The following is a 10,695-nucleotide window of genomic DNA, read 5'->3' on the forward strand; positions in this document are numbered from 1 at the left end:
CGGGCCGCCCGGCCCTCCCGCCACGTCACCGGGCACGCGGGCCCGTGCGGTGCGCCGGGCGAGCGATCGCCTGTGCACAGCCGGACGAGCGACCCTCCGTGCACAGGCCGACGGCCCCGCGACCGGTGGTCACGGGGCCGTCATTGGCGGTGGTGCGGTGCGCCGGTCAGGCGCTCGCGTTCTTCGGGTCGCCGTGGCAGCGCTTGTACTTCTTGCCCGAGCCACAGGGGCAGGGGGCGTTGCGCTCGACGTTGCCGTACGCGGCGCGCTCCTCGGCCGTGGTGCGGACCCGGGTCTGCTCCACGTCGCCGGACTCGGTCGGCGCGCTGTAGATCATCTCGGTGGGCCGCTGCGGACGGCGCAGCGCCTTGGAGATGATCGCCTGCGTCTCGGAGACACCGGCGTCCTGCGGCGCGGACTCCTCGACGATCGGGTTGTCCTGCACCTCGATCTCGAGGTTGAACAGGTAACCGACCGACTCCTCCTTGATGCCGTCCAGCATCGCGGCGAACATGTCGAAGCCCTCGCGCTGGTACTCGATGACCGGGTCGCGCTGGGCGTAGGCCCGCAGCGCGATGCCGTCACGCAGGTAGTCCATCTCGTACAGGTGCTCGCGCCACTTGCGGTCGAGGACCGACAGGATGACCCGCCGCTCCACCTCGCGCATGGTCTCGGCGCCGAGCTCCTCCTCGCGCCGGTCGTAGGCGGCGAGGGCGTCGGCCTTGACCCGCTCGCTGATGATCTGGGCGGTGAGGCCCTCGCGCTCGCCGCCGGCCTCCTCGACCAGCTCGTCGGCGGTCACCGAGATCGGGTAGAGCTGCTGGAACGCCTTCCACAGCTTGTCCAGGTCCCACTCTTCGGCGAAGCCCTCGGCGGTGGCCGCCTGGACGTACTCGTCGACGACCTCGGTGATGAACTGGCGCACCTGCTCGTGCAGGTCGGCGCCCTCCAGCACCCGGTGGCGCTCGGCGTAGATCACCTTGCGCTGGCGGTTCATGACCTCGTCGTACTTCAGAACGTCCTTGCGGATCTCGAAGTTCTGCTGCTCGACCTGGTGCTGGGCGGAGGCGATGGCCTTGGAGACGATGCCGGACTCGATCGGCACGTCCTCAGGGATGTTCAGCCGCGTCATGATCATCTCGACCCGGGCGGAGTTGAACAGCCGCATGAGGTCGTCCTCCAGCGACAGGTAGAACCGGGACTCGCCCGGGTCGCCCTGACGGCCGGAACGGCCGCGGAGCTGGTTGTCGATGCGGCGCGACTCGTGGCGCTCGGTGCCGAGGACGTACAGGCCACCGAGCTCGGTGACCTCCTCGTGCTCGGCCTTGACGGCCTCCTTGGCCTTCTCCAGCGCCTCGGGCCAGGCCTTCTCGTACTCCTCCGGCGTCTCGGAGGGCGACAGGCCGCGCTGCTGCAGCTCGATGTCGGCACGGAACTCGGGGTTGCCGCCCAGCATGATGTCGGTGCCGCGGCCGGCCATGTTCGTCGCGACGGTGACCGCGTGCTTACGGCCGGCCTCGGCGATGATCGTGGCCTCACGCGCGTGGTTCTTGGCGTTCAGCACCTCGTGCTGGACGCCCGCCCGCTTGAGCGCCTTCGACAGCTTCTCGGACTTCTCGACCGAGGTGGTGCCGACCAGGACCGGCTGGCCCTTCTCGTAGCGCTCCTTGATGTCCTGCACGCAGGCGTTGAACTTGGCGTCCTCGGTCTTGTAGACCACGTCCGCCTGGTCCTTGCGGACCATCGGCCGGTTGGTCGGGATCGGGAGGACGCCGAGCTTGTAGGTCTGGTGGAACTCGTTGGCCTCGGTGGCGGCCGTACCGGTCATGCCGGCGAGCTTTCCGTAGAGGCGGAAGTAGTTCTGCAGGGTGACGGTGGCGAGGGTCTGGTTCTCGTCCTTGACCTTCACGCCTTCCTTCGCCTCGATCGCCTGGTGCATGCCCTCGTTGTAGCGGCGGCCGTGCAGGACGCGACCGGTGAACTCGTCGACGATGAGGACCTCGCCGTCGACGACGATGTAGTCCTTGTCCTTCTTGTAGAGCTCTTTGGCCTTGATCGCGTTGTTGAGGAAGCCGACCAGGTGGGTGTGCTCCGGCTTGTACAGGTTGTCGATGCCGAGCCAGTCTTCGACCCGCTCGACACCGGCCTCGAGCACGCCGACCGTGCGCTTCTTCTCGTCGACGATGTAGTCGCCGGTGCTCTCCTCGCCGTCCTTGCCCTCGACGCCGCGGCGGAGGCGGGGGACGATCTTGGCGAACTCGGCGTACCACTTGCCGGACTGCTCGCCGGGGCCGGAGATGATCAGCGGGGTGCGGGCCTCGTCGATGAGGATGGAGTCGACCTCGTCCACGATGGCGAAGTTGTGGCCACGCTGGACGCACTCCTCCAGCGACCAGGCCATGTTGTCGCGCAGGTAGTCGAAGCCGAACTCGTTGTTGGTGCCGTAGGTGATGTCGGCGTTGTACTGCCGGCGGCGCTCCTCGGGCTGCATGTTGGCGAGGATGACCCCGACCTCCAGGCCGAGGAAGCGGTGGACGCGTCCCATGTTGTCGGCGTCACGCTTGGCCAGGTAGTCGTTGACGGTGACGACGTGGACGCCCTTGCCGGAGATCGCGTTGAGGTAGGACGGCAGCGTACAGGTCAGGGTCTTGCCCTCACCGGTGCGCATCTCGGCGATGTTGCCCAGGTGCAACGCGGCGCCGCCCATGATCTGCACGTCGAAGTGCCGCTGGCCCAGCACGCGGCGGGCCGCCTCGCGCACGGTGGCGAACGCCTCGGGAAGCAGGTCGTCCAGGGACTCTCCGTCGGCGTGGCGCTGCTTGAACTCGTCGGTCAGCGCGCGGAGCTCGGCGTCGCTCAGGCTCGTGAAGTCGGACTCGATGGAGTTGACCTGCTCGGAGATCCGCTTCAGCTTACGCAGGACCTTGCCCTCGCCGGCGCGAAGAATCTTGTCGAGAATGGCTGGCACTTTGGTAAAGCTCCTCGCAGGTCGTACCGCGGCCCGACGGCTGCGGACATGAGGACGAGACATGGTTCCCCACAGCCATGGTAGGCGGTTTCACCACCGGACACAGCCATCGTCAAAGACGCTGTCGGGCGCGGCGGAGTTCCCGGGCGCCCGGCCCGCGGGCGTCATGATGGGGTACGGCATGCGGCACGGCCGGTGACGTTGTATATCGTGCGATGGTACGGGCAGGGAATCTTTGCCCGGCGCACGCGTCGCCGGGGCGGCCCTCTCACCACGAGCATGAATCCAAGTGGAACTACCAGCACAACGAGAACGAGGAGTCGGGATGGCCGAGAGCGCACCGGCGAAGTCACACAGCGGTCAGTCGCACGCCGGGCGGGCTTCGTCCTGGCTGGCGGTGACGGTGATCCTGCTGGGCTTCACGATCGGCGGGGTCGCGCTGGTGATGGGCCCCAACTGGCTGCTGTTCTGGATCGGCGGCGCGGTGATCGTGATCGGTGGTGTCCTCGCCCTCATCTTCGACATCTTCTCCGACGTGATCGAGGACGCTCCGCGCGAGATCGCCGTCCAGGAGCACCACTCCCCCTTCGAGCACCACGGCAAGACCGCCTGACGGCGACCGGGTCGCGCGACACCTGCGAACCGTTTTCGTCGGTGCCGCGCCCTACCATCGACTCATGCCGAACGGTGTCCCCGCCCCCGTGCTCGACCTGTCCGCCGACGAGGCCCGCCGCGCCATCCTGCGCGCCCAGGGGTTCCTCGGAGCCGACTCCCGCAGGGGCGGGGCCGCCGCCATGCTGCGGCGGCTGTCGGCCGTCCAGCTCGACACCATCTCGGTGCTGGCCCGTTCCCACGAGCTCGTCGCCTACGCCCGGCTCGGCCCGGTCGGCAGGGCCAAGGTCGAGCGGGCCTACTGGCACGACCCCGCCACCGCCTTCGAGTACTGGTGCCATGCCGCCTGCATCGTCCCCATGGCCGACTGGCCGCTGTACGCCTTCCGGCGGCGCGCCTACCGCGAGCGGCGCTACCGCTGGCACGAGGTCCCGCCGACCATCGACAAGGTGCTCGAGCAGGTCAGGAACGACGGGCCGGTGACCACCACCGACCTCGGCGGCGCCAAGAACGGCGGCCCCTGGTGGGACTGGTCGGACGTCAAGATCGCCGTGGAGTTCCTGCTCGACATCGGCGAGGTCGTCTGCGCGCGGCGGGTCGGCTGGCGCCGGGTCTACGACGTGGCCGAGCGGGTGGTCCCGTCCGATCTGCTCGGCCGGGAGCTCAGTGACGCCGAGTGCATCAGCGGGCTCGCGGGCATCGCCGGCCGCGCCCTCGGCATCGCGACCCGTGCCGACCTCGCCGACTTCATCCGGGTGCGCGGGCCGCACGCCACCCTGCTCGACGAGGCCCTGAAGGACGGCTCCGCCGGGCTGGTGCCGGTGCACGTCGAGGGCTGGGGCAACGGCCGCGTCCGGGCGAGCGCCGCCGGCCCGCGGCAGGCGGCCGCGGGTCCGGCGCGCCGGGCGGCCAACGCCTGGGCCGATCCCGCCGCGCTGGCCGGCGCGCCGCGCGGCCGGCATCGCACCACCCCGCTCTCCCCCTTCGACTCCCTCGTCTGGGACCGCGCCCGCACCGAGCGGGTCTTCGGCTTCACCCATCGCCTGGAGGCGTACGTGCCGAAGGACAAGCGCGTGCACGGCTACTTCACGATGCCGGTGCTGGCCGGTGGCAAGCTGATCGGCCGGGTGGACCCCGCACGCGAGGGGACGACCTTCGTGGCCCGGCAGGTCGGCTTCGAGCCGGCGGCCGGCCGCGGCAGGGCGGCACACGCCGCCGCCGTGGCGGCGATGGCCGACGCGCTCTGGGAGGCCGCCTCCTGGGTCGGCTGCGATGACGTCCGCGTCGAGCGCGTCGGTGTCCCCGACCTCGCCGCGCCCCTCGAGTCGGCCCTCCGCAGCATCCCCTGACGCCCCGGCGAGCGCCCACCGGCCCCACATCCCCGGTGAGGACGTTCTCACCGCCGGGTCACGGCACAGTGGCCTCCTGGCCACCGTGCCCGCCGTCTTGCGAGCGCGCGCGAGACGCCCTGCCCGGCTCTGCCGGCCGGGCGGTCAGGTGATCTCGAGGAGGCGCTCGCGCACGGCGTAGACGACGGCTTCCATGCGCGAGTGCAACTGGAGCTTCTCCAGGATGTTGCGCACGTGGTTCTTCACGGTGTTCTCGGAGATGAACAACTGCTTGGCGATCTCGCGGTTGTTCATCCCCTTGGCGACCAGGCGCAGCACTTCCATCTCGCGGTCGGTCAGCCGCGGCACCGGAAGCTGCGGCGGACGCTCGGCCTCCTTGCGGCTCATGTTCGCGAACTCGCTGATCAGCTTGGCCGCCATCGCCGGGTTGATGAGCGACTGGCCTTCGTGCACGCCGCGCACGGCGTCCGGGACCTCGTCGATCTGCACGTCCTTGAGCAGGTAGCCGGTGGCACCCGCCTTGATCGCCTCGAAGAGGTCCTCCTCCTCGTCGCTCACCGTCAGCATCACGATGCGCGCACTCGGCACCGATGACTTGATCGCCCGGGTCGCCTCGATGCCACTCTGCCGGGGCATCCGGACGTCCATCAGCACCACGTCCGGCAGGAGGCGGTCGGCGATCTCGACCGCCTCCTGTCCGTCGCCGGCCTCACCGACCACCTCGATGTCCGGCTCCGCGGCCAATGCCAGCTCAAGGCTCCGCCGGATCAGCGCGTGATCGTCAACGATCAGCACGCGGATCGGCTCCTGACGCCTTGCGCGGTCGGCCGTTTCGTCGGTCTGCGTCACGCCTCCTCCTCGTGGGGAGCCGGTCGCGCGGGTAGGTCGTCCCCTACCGCGCGACGCTCCCGCGCCGTCGGAACCGCCATCATTACATGGCTTTCCGACGCGCGGGGGTGGTCGAGAGGATCATCGAACGCGTTGGTTACTGTTCCACCAGCCGCAACACGCCGTACGCGTACCCGACACGCCGGTACACGACGCTGGGCAGGCCGCACTCCTTGTCTCTGAACAGGTAGAAATCATGGCCGACCAGCTCCATCTCCAGCAGCGCCTGGTCGATGGTCATGGGGTCGGCGTCGTGGAACTTCTCGCGGACGACGAGGGGCCCGTCGCCGTCCATTTCGATCGGCACGATGGGCTCGGCGTACTCGTGCTCACGCGGCTCCCGCTCGGCCGCGACCGGCGCGAGCTGCTCGGGCGTCTCGGGCGGAAGAGGTTCGGGCATGGCGCCGTAAAGATCGACCGGAGCGGCGGTGAGCTTGGCCACCGAGGGAGGGCAGTGGTTGCCGTAGTGCACCTTCCTGCGGTCGGCGTTGCGCCTGAGCCTCGCCTCGAGCTTGCCGAGGGCGATGTCGAGCGCCGCGAAGCGGTCGTCGGCAGCGGCCTCGGCCCTGATGGCCGGACCCTTGGAGCGGATGGTCAGCTCCACCCGCTCACGCTGGTCGCTCTCACGCACGTTGGCTTGCTTGGACACCTCCACATCGACACGTATGAGCTTGTTGTCCAGTCGCTCGATCCTGGCCAGTTTGGTCGTCACATGATCGCGGAAGCGGTCACTCACACTGGTGTGCCGTCCCTTGACAATGATGTCCACTCAAAGGCCCCCCTTCGTCTCGACTACGAGGAGGGCACCCGTCCGGCCGACCTGGTCTTCGTCCCCACATCCGCCTGCTGAGGGGTTCGCGGCTCCATGCCACTACTGCCCTTCTCTCCTGGCGGAGGACATCTGGACCTCCGGGGAGGCAGGACTTACCTCTAAGCCGCACCGTGATCGGTCGACGAAGAGTCGCCTTACGTGGGCCGTTTCGCCTGCGGCTGGCATCGGCTAGCCAGCCCGGCCCCCTCTCGGGGGTCGGTCCGGCGCAACCACGGACCCGAACGGGTGCCATGCTCGAACGCTAGCCTCTGCCGCCGCGAATGTCAGCCGCGGGATCGGCGGGAGGATCACTTTGAGTGATCACCTTGAACCTCGACGACCTCCGCCACACGTGGCGTTGACCATGCTCCGACCCCGTCTCCGAGGGCTTCTCGCATTGCCTGACCAGGCATGTAAGCCCTTTGGGACACCACAGTGTGGCCGCGCGGTCATGCCCATGATTTGCCCCTGTCATTACCGCTGGTAATCATATGAACTCTCTCACTCCGGGCGTGTCGCCTCCGCTGGAGCACGCCGATGCTCGGCGTCTGCTCCCCGTGCCTCCGCATCCGGCGGGGTGCACTCGACCCACACGAGCCGGTCACCCTGCCGAAGCCGCGCCTCCGCGTCCGGCGGGGGGGTGCACCCTCGGGCGCCGGCGGCCGGGCCGGTGAGCTCCGTCCAAAGGTGGGCGGTCGCCGTCAGGCGGGGAAGGCGCGCAGACGCACGCGGCGGGGGGTGGCGGCCAGGGTGACGGCGAGCGGCACGGCGACGCCCGCCCGGCGCAGTGCCCGCGCCGCCTCGGCGAGGGTGGCGCCGGTGGTGACGACGTCGTCGACGAGGACCACAACGGGGCCGGGCAACGCCTGTGAGTCGCGTAAGCGGCCGATCGGCCCGTGGCGCGCATGGAAGGCCCCACCCAGATTGGCGGCCCTCTCAGTCGCGCTCAGGCCCGCCTGATCGCGCACCCGGCGCCCGTGACGGAGGACGGGAGCCGCTCTGGCGGCCCGGCCCGACGCCCGCAGAGCGCGTGCGGCCAGCGTCGCCAGCCGGCGGACCGGATCGTGGCCGCGCCGGCGGACCGCCCGGCGGGAACTGGGCACCGCGACCAGGACGAGCGGCGCGCCGGGCGGGAACCCGCGAGCGGCGAGCGCCGCCCGTAGCGTGGACACCAGGCAGGCGGCCAGCAGCGGCGCCGGCGCCGTGTGGCCGCGCTCCTTGTAGGCGAGCACCACACGGCGGACCACCCCCTCGTAGGAGGCGGCCGACCAGCAGTCGGGCAGGCCGGCCGGTGGCGGGCTCGGTGGCCGGGGAAGGGGGTCGCCCCGGAGCTCGGCGGCGCAGGCGGTGCACAGGACGGTGCCCGGGCTCGCGCATCCGGCGCAGCGCGAGGGCGAGATCAGGTCGAGGAACGCGGTCAGCACGCGTCCAGCGTCCCTCGCGTCGCGAGCGCCTCCGGGCTTTGTCCACAGCCGAGCCATCGCATATGCCGACAATCCGCCCGCTGTCCACAGGCACCATGAGACCCCGGCGAAGCGCGTCTAGGGCCCGACGTCGGCCGGTGGCCGCGTCAGGCCCGCCGGGAGACGCTCACCCGCGTCGTCATCGTCAGTCGTCGTCGCGCGCGAGCAGGCTGGTGGCGGGGGGTGCGCTGGGCGCGGGATCGCCGGAGGGCACGGGGCTGGGGGCGCCGCTGACGGTGGGGACGGGGGGAAGGGCCGTGTCCCCGACCAGGCCGGTGCCCTCCAGCAGGCTCATGTGGGTGTTGACGAACATCGCGGCGCTTTCCGCGAAGTCGCGGATCAGGGTGTTGCGCGTGCTGCCCCGCACCGCGCCGATGGCCGGGAAGATCTTTCCGTGGGCCAGCCGCAGGCGCATGACCGCCGTCATGTCGTAGGCCAGTCCCTTCTTGCCGGAGATCTCGGCCATCCATCCCTGCTGCTCCTCGGTGGCCTCGTCGGGCAGCGGCACCCGCAGCCGCCCCGCGACCTGCCGGACCTCGGCGTCGAGCAGGGTGTGCTGGCGGGCGATCTCGCCGAGGTTCTTCCTGGTGGCGGCGCGCAGAGCCCGTTTGGCGGCCTGCCGTCCCGTGGGGATCTCCCACAGCCCGGCCAGGCGGACCTTGGCCAGCAGGTCGCGGTCGGCCGCGCTGAGCGGCCCCCATGGCGTCGGCACACTCTCCTCCGCCGCCGGCTCCTCTTGCGCTCCGGCCGCAGCACCGTTCCCGGAGGGCTGCGCGGAGTCGGATGGCGCCGCGGGACCGCTCACGAAGGGCTGCGAGGGGTCGCTCTGCGGCTCCTGGGCCGGCGGGGCGTTCTTCCCGATCAGTTCCTCGGCGGGCGGGGCCAACGCCACCGGACCCTGGAAAACGCCGGCCCCGTCTCCTCCGCTCGTCCCGGAGCAGGCCGCGGTGAGCAGGAGCGCCAAGACGCCGCCCGTCACGGCGGCCGTAGAGCTGATACGCCCGCTTCTCATCTCTGCGCCATCCCTTCGCCCGGGGGATTCACCCGGCCCCACGTCGTCGCCTCGGCAGGAGCTACGGGCGGACGGCGTGCGTGGTTCGACGCGATCGCCGGGTATTCCGCGAGCGGAGACGCCGGGCCCGGCAGGGAGGCGGCCCGGGAGGGCACGCGGAGTGTCAGCCGAGGGGGTAGACCGGGGGGTCGGCGGACTTCACGACGCTGGTCCACTGGCTCTTCTGCGGGTTCCAGACGAGGATCTCGCCGTCGGCCGTGCCCGCGAGCATGGGCGCGGGGTCGGGGGCGGCGGCGACCGTCTCGACGCGGGCGGCGGCCTTGGTCTCCAGCCGCACCCCCTGGGTGACCGACCAACTGCTCAACTCGCGGTCGCCCTTGGTGTTCACCAACACGACCAGCGTGTCGGCGTCCCGCCACGCGATGTCCAGGATCTGCTGGTTGTCGTTGGCGGGGACCAGCGGGCGCAGGTTCACGATCTTGTCCTGGTGGCGGTCGATGACCCCCACCAGCACGCGCTGGCCGTTCCCGTCGTCGGCGACGACGGCGACCCGGGCGCCGTCGCGCGCCACGCGGAACGCCGTGACGTCGGTGGCCTCCAGGGCGGGGGCGCCCACCGGGATCTGCCGTGAGGCGTCGTGCGCCCGCAGCACCTGCGACTTGCCCGGCGCCTGCCGGGCGACCGACCAGACGTCGCCGTAGCGGTCGAACGACGGCGGCGTCAGGTGCGCGCCGTCGATCCAGCGCTCCCACTGGCTGCCGGGGCTGATGCCGCTGACCCAGACGCCCCCGGCCTTGTCGAGCGCGGCGACCTTCACCGGCTGTTCAGCGGAGATGGCCAGGTGGCCGAACTGGTGCGAGCCGGGCTGCCCGACGCCGACCAGCGGCGGGTTGCCGGTCTCCTGACTGAGCCGGTGCACCCTGCCCTGCTCCAGGAAGTAGGCCTGTGCCTCGCCGGTGAGCACGTCGGGGTCGAAGCGGTCGTAGTCACGCGGGTCGATGATGAACGGCCCGCCGGGGAACTGCTCGCCATTGACCCGCACCTCGATGCGCCGCGACTCGGTGAGCGGCTTGAGCGTCCAGGCGAGCTGGGCCGACATGGCCTCCCGGTTGGCCTCGGCCAGCGCCGAGTCGACGATGCCATAGGTGAAGTCGACCACCACGGTGTCGTTCTCCACGTACACGTCGTTGACGTCGACGTTGTTCCCGAACGCCGAGTCGACCGCGCCCTTGAGCGGCGCGGTCGGATCCTGCAGCAGATGCCGCACCAGCGACTCGGCCAGCCCTTCGCTCGGATTGATCTGCACCCGCACCTGGTCGTGGACCAGGCCGGCCCAGCCGTAGGCGGCGTAGTACAGGTCGAAGGAACGGTAGGCGCGCTTGAAGTCGTCCTCGGTCAGCAGCAGCCCGGACGGCGCCGAGGAGATGCGCCACTGGCCGTTCACCTTGACCAGGGTGAACTCCCACAGCTTGGCACCGGTCGTGGTGGAGTTGCTCGGCACGTACCGCCCGTCGCCGGCCCGCGTGCCGAGCACGGTGCCCTTGACCGCCACGCGGGTCTGCTGGACCTCACCGCGGGACGGGTCGGCCGTG

General features: G+C 70.6%; 8 protein-coding genes. 2 read left to right on the plus strand and 6 right to left on the minus strand.

The features are described 5' to 3' along the window. Window positions 1–166: 166 nt before the first annotated feature. Entirely contained in the window at window positions 167–2,968 is a 2,802-nt protein-coding gene (gene secA, locus IEY93_RS02300; protein ID WP_189161251.1) for a preprotein translocase subunit SecA, read from the minus strand. 325 nt (window positions 2,969–3,293) lie between these two features. Between secA and IEY93_RS02305 the strand changes: the two genes are divergently transcribed. Together IEY93_RS02305 and IEY93_RS02310 are read left to right on the plus strand one after the other, a co-directional pair. Next, window positions 3,294–3,581 carry an HGxxPAAW family protein gene (locus IEY93_RS02305; protein WP_189161252.1) on the plus strand — a complete coding sequence of 96 codons (288 nt, stop codon included), beginning with the start codon at window positions 3,294–3,296 and terminating at the stop codon, window positions 3,579–3,581. A 64-nt stretch (window positions 3,582–3,645) separates the two neighbouring features. After that, entirely contained in the window at window positions 3,646–4,929 is a 1,284-nt protein-coding gene (locus IEY93_RS02310) for a winged helix-turn-helix domain-containing protein (protein WP_189161253.1), read from the plus strand. Between the two features lie 144 nt (window positions 4,930–5,073). On the opposite strand, the gene IEY93_RS02315 is transcribed toward IEY93_RS02310, so the two are convergent. From IEY93_RS02315 to IEY93_RS02335, 5 genes are all read right to left on the minus strand, one after another. After that, window positions 5,074–5,778: a response regulator gene (locus tag IEY93_RS02315; RefSeq protein WP_189161254.1), complete on the minus strand. Its 705-nt coding sequence runs from the start codon at window positions 5,776–5,778 to the stop codon at window positions 5,074–5,076. A 136-nt stretch (window positions 5,779–5,914) separates the two neighbouring features. Further along, a complete protein-coding gene (hpf, locus tag IEY93_RS02320) occupies window positions 5,915–6,586 on the minus strand; it encodes a ribosome hibernation-promoting factor, HPF/YfiA family (protein WP_189161255.1) in 672 nt (223 codons plus the stop codon). A gap of 743 nt (window positions 6,587–7,329) precedes the next feature. Further along, entirely contained in the window at window positions 7,330–8,052 is a 723-nt protein-coding gene (locus IEY93_RS02325) for a ComF family protein (RefSeq protein ID WP_189161256.1), read from the minus strand. 184 nt (window positions 8,053–8,236) lie between these two features. Continuing rightward, a complete protein-coding gene (locus tag IEY93_RS02330; protein ID WP_229690788.1) occupies window positions 8,237–8,983 on the minus strand; it encodes a DUF4142 domain-containing protein in 747 nt (248 codons plus the stop codon). A 283-nt stretch (window positions 8,984–9,266) separates the two neighbouring features. Next, window positions 9,267–10,695: LpqB family beta-propeller domain-containing protein (locus tag IEY93_RS02335; protein ID WP_189161258.1), on the minus strand; the 1,429-nt coding region annotated here is incomplete at its 5' end.

It is taken from the genome of Sphaerisporangium melleum (assembly GCF_014646695.1).
Classification (GTDB): Bacteria; Actinomycetota; Actinomycetes; order Streptosporangiales; family Streptosporangiaceae; genus Sphaerisporangium; species Sphaerisporangium melleum.